This is a genomic window from Streptomyces sp. NPDC079020 (genome assembly GCF_044542225.1).
Lineage (GTDB): Bacteria > Actinomycetota > Actinomycetes > Streptomycetales > Streptomycetaceae > Streptomyces.
Map to the genome: position 1 here is coordinate 120,506 of NZ_JBITUB010000001.1, position 16,208 is coordinate 136,713.

15 protein-coding genes are annotated in these 16,208 nt (G+C 71.0%); 1 reads left to right on the top strand and 14 read right to left on the bottom strand.

The annotated features are described in order from the left end of the window. Positions 1–27: 27 nt before the first annotated feature. The 14 genes from ACIGJO_RS00600 to ACIGJO_RS00665 all read right to left on the bottom strand — a co-directional run bounded on the left by ACIGJO_RS00600 (position 28) and on the right by ACIGJO_RS00665 (position 15,031). Positions 28–1,548, bottom strand: coding sequence for a PH domain-containing protein (locus tag ACIGJO_RS00600; RefSeq protein ID WP_399949907.1), 1,521 nt, complete (start codon positions 1,546–1,548; stop codon positions 28–30). Continuing rightward, entirely contained in the window at positions 1,545–2,048 is a 504-nt protein-coding gene (locus tag ACIGJO_RS00605; RefSeq protein ID WP_399949910.1) for a PH domain-containing protein, read from the bottom strand. The genes ACIGJO_RS00600 and ACIGJO_RS00605 overlap by 4 nt, the downstream gene beginning before the upstream one ends. A gap of 4 nt (positions 2,049–2,052) precedes the next feature. Continuing rightward, a complete protein-coding gene (gene pgi, locus ACIGJO_RS00610; RefSeq protein WP_399949913.1) occupies positions 2,053–3,705 on the bottom strand; it encodes a glucose-6-phosphate isomerase in 1,653 nt (550 codons plus the stop codon). 193 nt (positions 3,706–3,898) lie between these two features. Then, on the bottom strand, positions 3,899–4,234 hold the full coding sequence (locus ACIGJO_RS00615; RefSeq protein ID WP_136207022.1) for an RNA polymerase-binding protein RbpA: 336 nt from the start codon (positions 4,232–4,234) through the stop codon (positions 3,899–3,901). 109 nt (positions 4,235–4,343) lie between these two features. Continuing rightward, a complete protein-coding gene (secG, locus tag ACIGJO_RS00620; protein ID WP_018104607.1) occupies positions 4,344–4,580 on the bottom strand; it encodes a preprotein translocase subunit SecG in 237 nt (78 codons plus the stop codon). A 114-nt stretch (positions 4,581–4,694) separates the two neighbouring features. Beyond that, positions 4,695–5,471 (bottom strand): triose-phosphate isomerase, encoded by a 777-nt coding sequence (gene tpiA / locus ACIGJO_RS00625; RefSeq protein WP_399949916.1) that lies wholly within the window; start codon positions 5,469–5,471, stop codon positions 4,695–4,697. 6 nt (positions 5,472–5,477) lie between these two features. Then, the gene (locus tag ACIGJO_RS00630) at positions 5,478–6,689 is read right to left on the bottom strand and encodes a phosphoglycerate kinase (RefSeq protein ID WP_399949919.1); all 1,212 of its coding nucleotides are present in this window, start codon (positions 6,687–6,689) and stop codon (positions 5,478–5,480) included. A 147-nt stretch (positions 6,690–6,836) separates the two neighbouring features. Further along, entirely contained in the window at positions 6,837–7,847 is a 1,011-nt protein-coding gene (gap, locus tag ACIGJO_RS00635; RefSeq protein WP_399949922.1) for a type I glyceraldehyde-3-phosphate dehydrogenase, read from the bottom strand. Between the two features lie 372 nt (positions 7,848–8,219). Beyond that, the gene (whiA, locus tag ACIGJO_RS00640; protein ID WP_030919772.1) at positions 8,220–9,209 is read right to left on the bottom strand and encodes a DNA-binding protein WhiA; all 990 of its coding nucleotides are present in this window, start codon (positions 9,207–9,209) and stop codon (positions 8,220–8,222) included. Then, positions 9,200–10,234: a uridine diphosphate-N-acetylglucosamine-binding protein YvcK gene (gene yvcK / locus ACIGJO_RS00645; protein WP_399949925.1), complete on the bottom strand. Its 1,035-nt coding sequence runs from the start codon at positions 10,232–10,234 to the stop codon at positions 9,200–9,202. Before yvcK ends, whiA begins: the two co-directional genes overlap by 10 nt. Beyond that, positions 10,231–11,247, bottom strand: coding sequence for an RNase adapter RapZ (gene rapZ / locus ACIGJO_RS00650; protein WP_399949928.1), 1,017 nt, complete (start codon positions 11,245–11,247; stop codon positions 10,231–10,233). Before rapZ ends, yvcK begins: the two co-directional genes overlap by 4 nt. Next, the gene (uvrC, locus tag ACIGJO_RS00655; protein WP_399949931.1) at positions 11,244–13,346 is read right to left on the bottom strand and encodes an excinuclease ABC subunit UvrC; all 2,103 of its coding nucleotides are present in this window, start codon (positions 13,344–13,346) and stop codon (positions 11,244–11,246) included. The genes rapZ and uvrC overlap by 4 nt, the downstream gene beginning before the upstream one ends. A 115-nt stretch (positions 13,347–13,461) precedes the next feature. Next, entirely contained in the window at positions 13,462–14,415 is a 954-nt protein-coding gene (locus tag ACIGJO_RS00660) for a hypothetical protein (protein ID WP_399949934.1), read from the bottom strand. Between the two features lie 4 nt (positions 14,416–14,419). Then, on the bottom strand, positions 14,420–15,031 hold the full coding sequence (locus ACIGJO_RS00665; protein WP_399949938.1) for a papain-like cysteine protease family protein: 612 nt from the start codon (positions 15,029–15,031) through the stop codon (positions 14,420–14,422). A 228-nt stretch (positions 15,032–15,259) separates the two neighbouring features. On the opposite strand from ACIGJO_RS00665, the gene ACIGJO_RS00670 reads away from it, so the two are divergent. Next, positions 15,260–16,186 (top strand): hypothetical protein, encoded by a 927-nt coding sequence (locus ACIGJO_RS00670; RefSeq protein WP_399949941.1) that lies wholly within the window; start codon positions 15,260–15,262, stop codon positions 16,184–16,186. The last annotated feature ends 22 nt before the right edge of the window (positions 16,187–16,208 follow it).

Here is a 16,208-nt window from a genome sequence, read left to right on the forward strand (position 1 = left end):
GCAGGACACCGCGGAGGCCCGGTTCGCTCATCGAGCGGGCCGGGCCTCCGCCGTCACACGCTCCAGGAAGGGTTCCAGCAGGCCGGGGACGGCCTCGGCGGCGAAGCCGAGGCCCTCGTGGGCGTCGGCGTCGTGCGCCGTGTAGGCGCCCGCTCCGGCGGCCGTGGTGGCGGTGATGCTCAGCAGCCCGGCCCGCCGCTGGAAGTACGTCTGCCTGACCGTCCAGCCGATCACCCCGGTCCGCTCCAGCGCGGCGGTGGAGCGGCGGACGGTGCCGGAGCGGGTCACCAGATACCGGCCGCCGATGGCGTGTCCCAGCGCACGGTACGCGTCCAGCGCGAGCAGGACCGCGACGGGCGGGAACACCACCGCCCAGGCGAGCGCGATCCAGAGCAGGACGGGCGTCAGCAGTGCCCCGAGCACGGCCAGGACCGCGGCGGGGGCCAGGGCCGCCGAGAGCGCCCAGCCCAGCCTGCGGCGGCGGGCCGCGCGGGGGTGCCCGGTGAGCGGGACACCGGTCGGGGCGACCTGCTCCCGCAGCACCTCGGCGGCGACGCTGTCGGCCAGCCGCCGGGGCGCGGGCGGGAGCAGGGTGTTGTGGTCCGCGTTCTCCGAGTCCTCGTCCTTGGCCATCCCCGTGGTGATCGCGTCCAGCCGGGCGGCGCCGAGCAGCCGGACACCGAGCGGCTCGACGAGGTCCACACCGCGCAGTCTGGCCTCCTCGACCGAGATGGAGCGGGTGGTCAGCAGCCCGCGCCGGACCCGCAGGGTGCCGCCGGGTTCGCGCTCCAGGCGGTAGTTCCACCACATCTCGACCCAGAGTCCGAGCGCGCCGAGGACACCTGCGGCAAGGGCCGCCAGGGCCAGGATCACGATCATCCAGAGCAGCGGGGTCTCCCGGAAGCGATCACCGATCCAGGCGATGACCTGCCCCTGTGCCCCCACCCATTCGCTGACCTGCATCACGGCCCCCGCCGCGGCGCCGCCCAGCATCGGGGCGACGAAGGAGACCGGGGCATAGCGGATCCAGCGGGGGTCGAGGGTGACCAGGTCGCCCTCGCGGTGGCTGCCCCCGGGGACGGTGACGGTGCGTTCCAGCAGCAGCCGGCGCAGCCGTTCGCCCTCGGCGCGGGTCACCGGGTCGAGCTCCAGGGTGGATTCGCCCCCGGCGTGCTCCCCGGTGCCGATCCTGACCGTGACGAGGCCGAGGAGGCGCAGCATCAGGTGGGCGGTCAGATCGACGCTGCGGATGCGCTCGCGGGCCAGGGAGCGCTTCTTGACGAGCAGGAGCCCGGTGTGGAGGTCGACGCGGCCGGGGCCGACGCGGTAGCGGGTGCGGCGCCAGCGGATGTGGTCGCCGGCCGCCGCGCAGCCGATCAGCAGGACGGCTCCGGCCAGTACCCAGAGGACCGCCGGGCCGGTGCCGAGCCGGCCGGTCAGCCCGAGGGTGGTCGGCACGGCCGTGCCCGCCGCGACGCCCGCCGTGACGAGCGCGGTGGCCAGGACCGTGCGCGGGGCGAGGCGGCGCCAGTCGCCGGCAGCGCTCATGTGGCGTCGCCCGGGGTGTCGCGGGTGATCCGGGTCAGCCGTTCGGCCAGCTCGGCCGCCACCTCGTGGTCCAGGCCCTCGATCTTCACCGCGCCCTTGGCGGACGCGGTGGTGACGGTGACCGTGGCGAGCCGGTAGAGCTGTTCCAGCGGGCCGCGCACGGTGTCCACGGTCTGGATCCGGGACATCGGCGCGATCCGCCATTCCTGCCGGAGGAGGCCGGTGCGGACGTACACCGCGTCCTCGGTGACCTCCCAGCGGTGGGTACGGAACCACCACAGGGGGAGGAGGACGGCGCAGACCGCTCCGGTGACGGCCAGCACTCCGGCGGGCAGCAGCAGCCAGAACCGGGCCGGTTCGATGAGCGCGCCCAGCACCCCGAGCACCACGACCGGTACGGCGGTGAGCAGCGCCCACTGGGCGCGCCACCAGCCCACGGCCCGTCCGTCCAGCGTGTTGACCGGCGGCCGGAGCCGTATCGTCCCCTCCCCCCGCGGCATCGGCTCAGCGCCCCCGCAGCGTGCGGTAGGCGGCGGCCAGTGTCGCGGTGGAGCTGTCCAGCCGCTCGCCGCCGGTGCCCTCGGTCAGGACCGGTTCGATCTTCTTGGCGAGTACCTTGCCGAGCTCGACGCCCCACTGGTCGAAGGAGTCGATGTTCCAGACGGCGCCCTGGACGAAGACCTTGTGCTCGTAGAGCGCGATCAGCTGGCCGAGGACCGAGGGGGTCAGCCGGTCGGCGAGGATCGTGGTCGTGGGGTGGTTGCCCCGGAACGTCTTGTGCGGGACCAGTTCCTCGGGCACCCCTTCGGCGCGGACCTCGTCGGGCGTCCTGCCGAAGGCGAGTGCCTGGGTCTGGGCGAAGAAGTTGGCCATCAGCAGGTCGTGCTGGGCGATCAGTCCGGGCAGCAGGTCGTGCACCGGGGCGGCGAAGCCGATGAAGTCCGCCGGGATCATCTTCGTACCCTGGTGGATCAGCTGGTAGTACGCGTGCTGGCCGTTGGTTCCGGGGGTGCCCCAGACCACCGGGCCGGTCTGCCAGTCCACCGGGTTGCCGTCCCGGTCCACGGACTTGCCGTTGGACTCCATGTCCAGCTGCTGCAGATACGCGGTGAACTTGGACAGATAGTGGCTGTAGGGCAGCACCGCGTGCGACTGGGCGTCGAAGAAGGCGCCGTACCAGACACCCAGCAGGCCGAGCAGCAGCGGGGCGTTCTCCTCCGCGGGGGCGGTGCGGAAGTGCTCGTCGACGAGGTGGAAGCCGTCGAGCATCTCGCGGAACCGGTCCGGGCCGATGGCGACCATCAGCGAGAGACCGATGGCGGAGTCGTAGGAGTAGCGGCCGCCGACCCAGTCCCAGAACTCGAACATGTTGGCCGTGTCGATGCCGAAGTCCGCGACCTTCGCGGCGTTGGTCGACAGCGCCACGAAGTGCTTGGCGACGGCGTCCTGACCGGCCCTCAGCTCGGTGAGCAGCCAGTCGCGGGCGGAGGTGGCGTTGGTGATGGTCTCGATCGTGGTGAACGTCTTGGAGGCGATCACGAACAGCGTCTCGGCCGCGTCGAGGTCGCGCACCGCCTCGTGGAGGTCGGCTCCGTCCACGTTGGAGACGAAGCGGACGGTGAGCGAGCGGTCCGTGAAGGAGCGCAGCACCTCGTACGCCATGGCGGGGCCGAGGTCGGAGCCGCCGATGCCGATGTTGACGATGTTCTTGACGGGCCGGCCGGTGTGACCGGTCCACTGCCCCGACCTGATCCGCTCGGAGAAGGCGGCCATCCTGTCCAGGACGGCGTGCACGGCGGGCACCACGTTCTCGCCGTCGACCTCGATCACCGCGTCGCGCGGGGCGCGGAGCGCGGTGTGCAGGACCGCCCGGTCCTCGGTGGTGTTGATCTTCTCGCCGCGGAACATCGCGTCGCGCAGTTCCGTGACCCCGGTGGCGGTGGCGAGTTCGCGCAGCAGGCGGAGCGTCTCGTCGGTGACCAGGTGCTTGGAGTAGTCGAGGTACAGGTCGCCGACCCGCAGGGTGTAGGCACTGCCGCGGTCCGGCCGGTCCGCGAACAGCTGCCGCAGATGGGTCCCGCCGAGCTCTTCACGGTGCTTGCCGAGAGCCGTCCACTCGGGCGTCTGATTGAGCCTGGTTCGGCTTTGTGCGTTCATCGCGGATATCAGCCCACTTCTTCTCGTACTTGCGCATCCCCGCTGCCCCTCCAACCTAATTGATCGGGAGTCGCCGGGGCGCGAGGGTGGGCTGCGGCACGGGAAATGCGGGCAACGGCAGGGAAATTGCAGACCGGCCGGACACCCTGGGGTGTCCGGCCGGTGAACGTTTTCCAGCGCGCCGGGAAGGGCGCTAGATTTCGCCGCGCAGTTTGGCAAGGGCCTCGGCGAGAATGGCTTCGCCGTCAGCGTCGCTGCGCCGCTCCCGTACGTACGCCAGATGCGTCTTGTACGGCTCGGTGCGCGGCGGGTCCGGCGGGCTGTCCCGGTCCTGACCGGCCGGGAAGCCGCAGCGCGGGCAGTCCCAGGTCTCCGGTACCTGCGCGTCATGGGCGAAGCTCGGCTGCGTCTCGTGCCCGTTCGAGCACCAGAAGGAGATGCGGAGGCGCGGTGCGGACTCGCCCCGCTCGGCCTCCCCCATCGGCCCCGCTCCGACCCGGCTTCCCCGGATCGCGTTGCCACTTGCCACGGTCGTAACTCCCTGCGTGATGGTGCTCGAAGATGCCCCAGTCTACGTAAGGCCCAACGCGCGTCCAGTGAAAGGAGTTACACCCTCACCGGGAATCGCGGACGACGGGTCAGTTGTCCAGCTTGATCAGCAGACCAAGGACCACAATGCAGGCGAACCATCCCAGACCGACCACGACGGTGATGCGGTCGAGGTTGCGCTCGGCGACCGAGGAGCCACCGACGGAGGACTGCATACCGCCACCGAACATGTCGGAGAGGCCGCCACCCTTTCCCTTGTGCATCAGCACCAGCAGCATCAGCAGCAGGCTGAAGACGATCAGGGCGATCTCGAACCCCAAAATCACGGCTGGTCCCTACTTTCCGGAATTCCCAGGACTGCATCTACGGACAACGGGGGCCGGAGGGTGATACTCCCTTCGGCCCCCGCAAGGGTACGACGGATCCGCGCTAGCGCATACTCACTGGTCGCGGAAGCGGACGATCTTGACGAACTCGTCGGCGTCCAGCGCGGCGCCGCCGATCAGGGCGCCGTCCACGTCGGGCTGGGCCATGATGGCCGCGACATTGCCGGACTTCACCGAGCCGCCGTACTGGATACGGACGGCGTCGGCCAGCTCCTGCGAGTACAGCTCGGCCAGCCGGCGGCGGATCGCTCCGCACACCTCCTGGGCGTCCTCGGGGGTGGCGACCTCGCCGGTCCCGATGGCCCAGACCGGCTCGTAGGCGATCACGATGGACTCGGCCTGTTCGGCCGGCACGTCCTTGAGGGCGCCGTCGAGCTGCGCGAGCGTGTAGGAGACCTGGTCACCGGCCTTGCGGATGTCCAGGCCCTCGCCGACGCAGAGGATCGGGGTCAGACCGTGCTTGTACGCGGCCTTGACCTTGGCGTTGCAGACCTCGTCGTTCTCGCCGTGGTACTGGCGGCGCTCGCTGTGGCCGACGGCCACGTACGTGCACTTCAGCTTGGCGAGCATGGGGCCGGAGATCTCACCGGTGTACGCGCCGGAGTCGTGCGCCGAGATGTCCTGGGCGCCGTACTTGATCTTCAGCTTGTCGCCGTCCACCAGCGTCTGCACGGATCGCAGGTCGGTGAAGGGCGGCAGGACGGCGACCTCTACGGCGTCGTAGTCCTTGTCGGCCAGGGCGAAGGCGAGCTTCTGGACGTGGGCGATGGCCTCGAGGTGGTTGAGGTTCATCTTCCAGTTGCCCGCCATCAGCGGGGTGCGGGTGCTCATTAAGGGTCAGTCCTCCAGTGCGGCGAGGCCGGGAAGCGTCTTGCCCTCGAGGTATTCGAGGCTGGCGCCGCCACCGGTCGAAATATGGCCGAATGCGTTCTCGTCGAATCCCAGGATGCGGACGGCGGCGGCGGAGTCGCCACCACCGACGACGCTGAAGGCCTGGGAGTCGATGAGGGCCTGCGCGAGTGCGCGCGTGCCCTCGGCGTAGTCGGGGTGCTCGAAGACGCCCATCGGACCGTTCCAGAAGACGGTGGCCGCGTCGGCGAGCTTCGATGCGTACAGCTTGCGGGTCTCGGGGCCGATGTCCAGACCCTGCCGGCCGGCCGGCATGGCGTCGGCGGCGACCGTGCTCGGGTGGGCCGGGGCCTTGGTCCTCAGGTCCGGGAACTCGTCCGCGACCAGGATGTCGACGGGGAGCACGAACTCCACACCGCGCTCCTCGGCCCGCTCGAGGTAGCCCTGCACCGCGGCGACCTGGTCCTCCTGGAGCAGCGAGGTGCCGATCTCGTGGCCCTGGGCCTTGAGGAAGGTGTACACCATGCCGCCGCCGATCAGGATGCGGTCGGCCTTCTCCAGCAGGTGGTCGATGACCCCGAGCTTGTCGGAGACCTTGGCGCCGCCGAGGACGACCGCGTACGGCCGCTTGACGTCGGAGGTGAGCTTCTTCAGCACCCCGACCTCGGTGGCGATGAGGTAGCCCGCGTAGTGCGGCAGCCGGGCCGGGAGGTCGAAGACCGAGGCGTGCTTGCGGTGGACGGCACCGAAGCCGTCGCCCACGTACACATCGGCGAGCTCGGCGAGCCGGTCGGCGAAGGCGCCGCGCTCGGCGTCGTCCTTCGAGGTCTCACCGGCGTTGAAGCGGAGGTTCTCGACGACGGCGACCTTGCCGTCGGTGAGGGCCGCGACCGTGGCGCGGGCGGACTCCCCGACGGTGTCGGCCGCGAAGGCGACCTCCGTGCCGAGGAGTTCAGCGAGGCGGGCGGCCGCGGGCGCCAGCGAGAAGGCCGGGTCCGGGGCGCCCTTGGGGCGGCCCAGGTGCGAGGCGACGATGACCCGCGCACCCGCGTCGGCGAGCTTGGTGACCGTCGGGACGACGGCGCGGATCCGGCCGTCGTCGGTGATGGTGGTGCCGTCCAGCGGCACATTGAGGTCGGCGCGGACGAAAACCCGCTTGCCCGCGACCCCTTCGGCGAGAAGTTCGTCGATCGTCTTCATCTGTTCCGTTACTCCTTGCAAGGGCGGATGAGCATGCAAGGAGGCTCGAACCGCGCCACGTTGCGCCGTTCGAGCCCCTGGGGGGTGCCCGGTGGATCGTGGTCGGACACCCCCGAGCTCACATCGAGATGCCTGCCGATCCGAGGATCAGAGCTGGCCGCCGACAAAGACGGTCAGGTCGACGAGGCGGTTGGAGTAACCCCACTCGTTGTCGTACCAGCCGAGGATCTTCACCGTCCTGCCCTCCTGAACCATCGTCAGGGAGGAGTCGAAGGTGCACGACGCCGGGTCGCTGACGATGTCGGACGAGACGATCGGGTCCTCGGTGTAGGCCAGGAAGCCCTTGAGGTCGCCGTCGTCGGACGCCTTCTTGAACGCGGCGTTGACCTCGTCCTTGGTGACCTCGCGCTGGAGCTCGACGACCAGGTCGGTGGCCGAACCGGTCGGGACCGGGACGCGCATCGCGATGCCGTCGAGCTTGCCCTTGAGCTGCGGGAGGACCAGGGCGGTGGCCTTGGCGGCACCCGTCGTGGTCGGAATGATGTTCTCGGCGGCGGCGCGGGCGCGACGCAGGTCCGAGTGCGGGAAGTCCAGGATGCGCTGGTCGTTCGTGTACGCGTGGACCGTCGTCATCAGACCCTTGACGATGCCGAAGTTCTCGTCGAGGACCTTGGCCATCGGCGCCACACAGTTGGTGGTGCAGGAGGCGTTGGAGATGACGTGGTGGTTGGCCGCGTCGTACTTCTCCTGGTTGACGCCCATCACGATGGTGATGTCCTCGTCCTTGGCCGGAGCCGAGATGAGGACCTTCTTGGCGCCGCCCGCGATGTGCTTCTCGGCGTCGGCCTTCTTGGTGAAGATGCCGGTCGACTCGATCACGATGTCGACGCCCAGCTGACCCCAGGGGATGTCGGCCGGGTTGCGCTCGGAGAGCACCTTGATGGTGTGACCGTCGACGGTGATGGTGTCGGCGGTGTGGCTCACCTCTGCCTTGAGACGACCCAGAATGGTGTCGTACTTCAGCAGGTGGGCCGTGGTCGCAGTGTCACCCAGGTCGTTGACAGCCACGATCTCGATGTCCGCACCCTGCTCCAGCAGCGCGCGGAAGTAGTTACGTCCGATGCGGCCAAAGCCGTTGATGCCTACGCGGATCGTCACGAACCGATCTCCTCGTTAGGTACGCCGGGTTTCGACGCCGGCGAGTTGTATGGGATGTCCCCGACCGCCTCCGACCCTACCTCTCCGAGGGCCCGGGAGTGACATCGACAGGGGCCGGAAGAGCGCTCGGGCCCGTACTCCTGGGTAGGAGCACGGGCCCGGGATCCCTTGGTCCCGTCGCAGGCCGGGACCTTGGTCCCGGTCCGCGACGACCGGAGCCGAGAGTCGTGCCTCTCGGTTTGTCAATGCCTCTCCGCGCCTTTTCGCACCGGTACGCGGCGGCTTGAATTCACCCCGCACCCGACGGACGGGCGGGCCCGCCGGGGACCGGAATCCGGCCGCCCGCGCGGGCCCGTGGGGATAAGGAACCGGTCAGCCGACGAGGCCGTCGGCGAGCTCCTCGCTCAGGGTGGACTCCGTACCCGGGATGCCCAGGTCCTGGGCCCGCTTGTCGGCCATGGCCAGCAGACGGCGGATCCGGCCCGCGACCGCGTCCTTGGTCAGCGGCGGGTCGGCGAGCGCGCCCAGCTCCTCCAGGGAGGCCTGCTTGTGCTCCATGCGCAGGCGTCCGGCCGCCGCGAGGTGCTCGGGCACCTCCTCGCCCAGGATCTCCAGCGCGCGCCCCACCCGGGCCCCGGCGGCCACCGCGGCGCGGGCCGAGCGGCGCAGGTTGGCGTCGTCGAAGTTGGCCAGCCGGTTCGCCGTGGCCCGGACCTCGCGCCGCATCCGGCGCTCCTCCCAGGCCAGCACCGACTCATGGGCACCGAGCCGGGTCAGCAGGGCCCCGATGGCGTCGCCGTCCCGGACGACGACACGGTCCACACCGCGCACCTCGCGGGCCTTCGCGGCGATGGAGAGCCTGCGGGCCGCGCCGACCAGTGCGAGCGCCGCCTCCGGCCCCGGGCAGGTCACCTCCAGCGAGGAGGAACGGCCCGGCTCGGTGAGGGAGCCGTGCGCCAGGAATGCTCCGCGCCAGGCCGCCTCCGCGTCACAGGTGGCTCCCGAGACCACCTGCGGGGGAAGCCCGCGGATGGGACGGCCGCGGCCGTCCACCAGACCGGTCTGGCGGGCCAGCTGGTCACCACCCGCCACCACGCGGACGACGTAGCGCGAGCCGCGCCGCAGCCCGCCGGGGGCCATCACGATCAGTTCCGAGCTGTGCCCGAAGATTTCGAGGATGTCGCGCTTGAGCCGGCGCGCCGCCATCGCGGTGTCCAGCTCCGCCTCGATCACAATCCGGCCGCTCACCAAATGCAGCCCGCCCGCGAAACGAAGAATCGCCGAGACTTCTGCCTTCCTGCAGCAGGTCCGGGTGACGGGAAGCCGAGAGATTTCGTCCTTCACCGCTGGCGTCATCGCCATGGGCCGATCCTTCCATGCATCCGAAAAATACGGTCGTACGCGGCGGCCAACAGCTCCGGATCATGAATCGGAACGCCGTCGGGTGAGGCCACAGGCGCCAGCTCGACCGCGGCACCGAGCCGTTTCGCGGCATCGGCGAGGGACTCACGGTCGGGCACGGCGGCCTCGTCGGCCAGCACCACGTCCAAGGCGAGTTTAGGTGCGTGTCGTCCCAAAACCTCCAAATGACGCTGCGGGGAGAAGCCATCTGTTTCACCGGGTTGCGGCGCGAGGTTCAGCGAGAGGACCTTCCGGGCCTTCGTGGCGACCAGCGCGTCGAGCAGATCGGGCACCAGCAGATGCGGGATCACCGAGGAGAACCAGGAGCCGGGGCCGAGGACCACCCAGTCCGCGTCGAGGACCGCCTCGACCGCTTCGGGGACGGCCGGCGGGTCCGCCGGGACGACATGCACGGACTGGACCTCACCCGGGGTGAGCGCCACCGTGGCCTGGCCGCGCACCGTGACGATCTCCTCGGGGCGCTCCGCGTCGTGTCCCCGTACCAGCGCCTGGAGCTCCAGCGGCACGGCCGACATCGGCAGCACCCGGCCGTGCGCGCCGAGCAGCTTGCCGACCAGGTCGAGCGCCTGCACATGGTCGCCGAGCTGCTCCCACAGGGCGACGATCAGCAGATTGCCGACCGCGTGCTCGTGAAGATCGCCCTTGGACTCGAAGCGGTGCTGGATGACCCGGGCCCAGGTCTGTCCCCAGTCGTCGTCGCCGCAGAGCGCGGCGAGGGCCTTGCGCAGGTCGCCGGGCGGCAGGACCCCCAGCTCCTCGCGCAGCCGGCCGCTGGAGCCGCCGTCGTCGGCGACGGTGACCACGGCCGTGAGGTCGCCGGTGATCCGGCGCAGCGCCGCGAGGGACGCCGACAGGCCCATACCGCCGCCGAGCGCGATGACCTTGGGCTGGGCGCCGCGCTTGCGGCCGGAGAGCGCCGACGTGGCTCTGCTGAGCCGCCGCAGACGCAGATTGCGACCGGTCACTCGCGCCCCATGTCCCGGTGGACGAGGACGGTCTCGATGCCTTCCGTGGCCAGTCGGGCCGCGAGCTTCTCCGACATCGCGACGGAGCGGTGCTTGCCGCCCGTGCACCCGACAGCGATGGTCACGTACCGCTTGCCCTCGCGGCGGTAACCGGCCGCGATCAGCTGGAGCAGCTCCGTGTACTGGTTGAGGAACTCCTTGGCGCCCGGCTGGTCGAAGACGTACGCGGACACCTCCTCGTTGAGGCCGGTGAAGGGGCGCAGCTCCGGGACCCAGTGCGGGTTGGGCAGGAAGCGGCAGTCCACGACCAGGTCGGCGTCGACCGGCAGGCCGTACTTGAAGCCGAAGGACATCACCGTGGCCCGCAGCTCCGGCTCCTCGTCGCCCGCGAACTGGGCGTCCATCTTGGCCCGCAGTTCGTGCACGTTGAGGCTGGAGGTGTCGATCACCAGGTCGGCGTCGCCGCGCAGCTCACGCAGCAGATCGCGCTCGGCCGCGATGCCGTCGACGATCCGGCCGTCGCCCTGGAGGGGGTGCGGACGGCGGACCGACTCGAAGCGGCGCACCAGGGCGTCGTCGGAGGACTCCAGGAAAACGATCCGCCTGGTGACGTGCTTGGCCTCCAGGTCCGCGAGGGACTCCCGCAGATTGTCGAAGAAGCGGCGGCCGCGCACATCGACCACGACGGCGATCCGGGCCACATTGCCCTGTGAGCGGGCGCCGAGCTCCACCATGGTGGGGATCAGCGCGGGTGGCAGATTGTCGACGACGAACCAGCCGAGGTCCTCCAGACATTTGGCGGCGGTGCTGCGCCCCGCGCCCGACATCCCGGAGATGATCACCAGTTCGGGAATGGCCGACGTGGCGGCCTCGCCCGTCTCGTTCGTGGTGCCCGTACTCACGTCTGCTGCTCCGTCTGCTCGGTCTGTGCGTTCGTGCTGGTGTTCGTGTCCGGGGGTGTGCCCGCCCCCGGCCGTGGTTCTGTTCTCTGTCTCGTCCGTGTGCTCAGTCATGACGTGCCCCCGTCGTCGTCTTCAATGATCTCTCCTGTGGCCGTGTTCACGGCAGGTGCGGCCGGAGCGGTCGAGGCGAGGGCGGCGGCCACCGATTCCGCCGTCCTGCGGCCTATCCCCGGAACCTGGCAGATCTCGTCGATTGTCGCCTGCCGCAGCTTCTTCACGGAGCCGAAATGCTTGATCAGCGCCTGTTTCCGGGTCTCTCCGAGACCGGCGACATCGTCCAGGGGGCTGCTGCGGATGCGCTTGGCCCGCTTGGCCCGCTGGTAGGTGATGGCGAAGCGGTGCGCCTCGTCGCGCACGCGCTGGAGGAGGTAGAGGCCCTCGCTGGAGCGGGGCAGGACCACGGGGTCGTCGTCATCGGGCAGCCAGACCTCTTCGAGCCGCTTGGCCAGCCCGCAGACGGCGATGTCGTCGATCCCCAGCTCGTCCAGGGCGCGCTTGGCGGCGGCCACCTGGGGCTGTCCGCCGTCGACGACGACGAGCTGCGGCGGATACGCGAACCGCTTGGGGCGGCCGTCGTCCTCACGCGGCTCGTCCTCACGGGCCTGGTCCTCACGGGCCTGGTCCTCACGGGCCTCGTCCTCACGCGGCTCGCCGCCACCGGGACCGGCACCCCCGGCGAGCTCCGGCGCGGGGACGGGTCCGGTGGGCACCGGGCCGGACTCCTGCGGCTCCTCCCACTCCCCCGTGCGCTCCTTCTCCTGGAGATAGCGCTTGAAGCGGCGCCCGATCACCTCGTGCATCGAGCGGACGTCGTCCTGGCCCTCGAAGCCCTTGATCTGGAAGCGCCGGTACTCGCTCTTGCGGGCGAGCCCGTCCTCGAAGACCACCATCGACGCGACCACGTCGTCGCCCTGGAGATGGGAGATGTCGTAGCACTCGATGCGCAGCGGGGCCGTGTCGAGGCCGAGCGCCTCGGCGATCTCCTCCAGGGCGCGGGAGCGGGTCGTCAGGTCGGAGGCGCGCTTGGTCTTGTGCAGTCCGAGCGCCTGCTGGGCGTTGCGCTGGACGGTGACCATGAGGTCCTTCTTGTCGCCGCGCTGCGGGATGCGCAGGCTGACCTGCGAGCCCCGGCGCCCGGCGAGCCACTGGGAGACCGCTTCGGGGTCCTCGGGGAGGGCCGGGACCAGGACCTCCTTGGGGACGGAGTCGCCCGTCTCCTCGCCGTACAGCTGCTGGAGAGCGTGCTCGACCAGGCCCGCGGTGTCGACCGCCTCGACCTTGTCGGTGACCCAGCCGCGCTGACCGCGCACCCGGCCGCCGCGGACGTGGAAGATCTGGACGGCGGCCTCCAGCTCGTCCTCGGCGACGGCGATCAGGTCGGCGTCGGTGGCGTCGGCGAGGACGACGGCGCTCTTCTCCATGGCCCGCTTCAGGGCCTCGGCGTCGTCGCGGAGCCGTGCGGCCCGCTCGTACTCCATCTCCTCCGCCGCCAGCATCATGTCCTTCTCCAGCCGGCGGATGTACGTCCCCGTCCGGCCGGCCATGAAGTCGCAGAAGTCCTCGGCCAGTTCGCGGTGCTCCTCGGGAGTGACGCGGCCGACGCAGGGGGCCGAGCACTTGCCGATGTAACCGAGGAGGCAGGGGCGGCCCGTCCTGGCGGCGTTCTTGAACACGCCCGCGGAGCACGTACGGACGGGGAAGACGCGGAGCATCAGGTCGACGGTCTCGCGGATGGCCCACGCGTGCCCGTACGGACCGAAGTAGCGCACGCCCTTCTTCTTGGCCCCGCGCATGACCTGGACCCGCGGGAAGTCCTCGTTGAGCGTGACCGCGAGATACGGATAGCTCTTGTCGTCGCGGTACTTGACGTTGAACCGGGGGTCGTACTCCTTGATCCAGGAGTACTCCAGCTGGAGCGCCTCGACCTCGGTGGAGACCACCGTCCATTCGACGGACGCGGCGGTCGTGACCATCGTGCGCGTACGCGGGTGGAGGCCCGCCAGGTCCTGGAAGTAGTTGGCCAGGCGCTGGCGCAGGTTCTTCGCCTTCCCGACGTAGATCACCCGGCGGTGCTCGTCGCGGAACCTGTAGACCCCCGGGGAGTCGGGGATCTGTCCCGGCTTGGGGCGGTAGCTGGAGGGGTCTGCCATGTCTCACAGCCTACTTGCGGAGTGTGACAGTGAGCCCTCCTCCCGGGTGGTGCCGTGCTCCGGGGTACGGGTGGGGTGCGCGCGCGCCCCGGAGCACGGGTCCGGCGGGTGCCGGTCAGGCGCCGGTGACGGGGGTCTCCCGGGTACGGCGGTGGCGGCGGGCCGCGGTGATGCCGCAGAGGGCCAGGACCAGCAGGGCCCCGGCTCCGGCGGCGGCCGGGGCGGCGGTGGACGCGGTGCCCGGACCGCTGTCCGGCGTGCCCGCCGCGGTGGCGGCCAGGGCGGGCGCGGAGCGGGGTCCCTCGGCCTGACCGGCCACCGGGCCGGTCTCCGGACCGGGGCCGGAGCCCGTCGCCGCCTCGGGGCCGTAGCCTCCCGCCCTGCCGGAGCGGGCGTAGCCGGAGCCGGGGAGCTTGTCCCCGTACGCCTCCCGCACCCGGCCGCGGTAGGCGGACAGGGTGGTGCCCTCCGCGCCGACCGCCCCGGCGGCGTCCTCGTCCAGCGGGAGCACCCTCGCGCCCTTGTGGACGTACCAGGCGTCGATCTGCGGCTCACGGAACACCGTGCCGCCGGGGAGCTTGCGGGCGCCCGCCGCGGCGTACCGCGCCTCGTCGTCGCCGGTGGCGATGTTCACCACCTGCCAGTCCCCGCTCCGGCCGGCCTTCGGGACGGTCCACAGGGACGCCTTCTGCCCGTCCGAGGAGACCGCCGTGGAGGCGAGGTAGTCGAGCGTGGTGAGGGCCGCCCCCGGTTTCCCGGCGACGAAGTCCGCGGAGAGCGTGCGTACGGGGACGGCCGTGGGCCCGACCCGCGGTGCGGCCGCGGCCCGGGTGACCGCGCCCTCCCTGGCGAAGAACCGGGACAGGGTGTCCAGCGTCGAGGCCGAGGTCGCCGCCTCGTGGGCGGCGGCCAGGGCCGGGGCGCTGACGGCGATGACGGGCGCCGGGACGGTGGCGGCCGGGCGGGCGGCGGGTGCGCTGTCCGCCGCGGCCTGGGGAGAGGCGGCGGCGAACAGCGCGGCGCCGGTGAGCGCGGTGGCCGTGACGATGCGCCGGGTCGTGGAAGTCATGCCGTCACGCCCCGATCCGGTACAGCGAGTGGGTCCAGGAGAACTCGTTGTTGTTCACGTACCAGGCGTGGGAGGCCCAGTTGTAGCGGTTGCTGGAGGGCCAGGGATCGCCCCAGTAGACCCAGCTGTTGGCGTCGTCGTAGCCGTACAGGACATGCATGTGCCCGCCGCCGGAGGACCACTGGATGCGCGTCTCGACGGGACGGCCGGCGGATATCTCGCCCTGCACGGTCGGGTAGCGGAGCCAGCCCGTGACGTACGACCCGGGGTTGACCCCGGTCCAGGACAGGCCGCTCTGGACATCGCCGAGCGTGGCCTGCGAGTTGGAACACTCGTAGCCCTGGTTCCGGCCGAAGGCGGCGTTGCAGAACTGGTTCTGGGAGTAGTTCCGCCCGAACCAGGTGGCGATGGTGTTGCCCGCGGCCGCCCAGCACCAGTTGGTCTTCTGCTGGGCCTGCATCGTGATGTTCAGCCGCTGGGTGGCGGCGACGGCGCTGCCCTCCGGCGTGGCCGGGTTCCGGGCGGCGGTGGCGGTCGCCGCGGGGACGGCGAGGAGCACGGCGGCCAGGAGTGCCGTGAACGGGAACCTTCCCGGCCTGATTCTTCGGTTGCGCATGGCGTTCCTCCCATGGCGGGGGGGGTGGGATCGGAGGAGCGCGTCCGGACGCTGTTGAGGAGCATCGACCGTTGTCCGGAACGGGTCAACACGCTTCAATGCGGGGTGACATCGCGGTGTGAACGGCGCGGCGGATGTGTGAACAGTGCCGCCCCGGTCACCTGCTCCCCCGTTCCCGTACGGGCGGCGCACCCGCTTCCCGCCGTGAACGTTCACCGGAGGCCCGGCATGCGGCACACCGAGACCGAACTCGCCCAGGTGCTGCACACCGGCCCCTTCCATCTGGCGCTGCGCACCGCCCTGTCCGTGCGCGGGCTGCCGCTCCAGCGGGTCCAGCACCACCTCGCGCACCGGGGGATCAAGGTCGGGGTGACGAGCCTCAGCTACTGGCAGCAGGGCGCGCGCCGCCCCCGGCGCGCCGAGTCGCTGCGTGCCGTGCGGGCTCTGGAGGAGGTTCTCTCGCTGCCGGGCAACTCGCTGCTGCGGCTGCTGGAGACAGGGGACGCCCCCGCGGACGGCGAGCGTCCCGCGGCGCGCTCGTACCGCTCGCTGCTGGAGGCGTCGGGCGCGGTGGAGCGGCTGCTGGCCGCGATGGAGTCACCGGTCGACGGTGGGCTGCACACGGTGGGGCACCAGGAGCGGGTACGCATCGGGGCCGGGCGGGAGCTGGCGGGCCGCGACTCGGAGCATGTCGTACGGGCGCACCGCGACGGCGTCGACCGCTATCTGGCCGTCCACCGCGGCGATCCGGGCTGTGAGCCGTCCAGGATCACGGTGCGGGCCCGGGAGAACTGCCGGACCGGCCGGGTCCGCTGGGACGGGGACTCCGGCGTGCTGGTGGCGGAACTGCTCTTCGACACCCGGCTGCGGGCCGGTGAGACGTACCTCTTCGGCTACGGCTTCGACGACGGTACGGGAGGGCCCAGCGGCGAATACGTGCGCGGCTTCACCTTCGGCGGCGGGCAGTACGTGCTCCAGATCCGCTTCGACGAGGCCGCGCTGCCGGTCCGGTGCCGGCGCTTCGTCCAGGCGTCGGCGGGGGCGGCTCGCGGCGCCCGGACCGACCTGACGCTCACCGGGCGGCACCGGACCGTGCATCTGGTGGAGCAGGGGGTACGGCCCGGTCTCGTCGGCATCGACTGGGACTGGGAGTGAACGAGGGGGCCGGGAGTGCCGG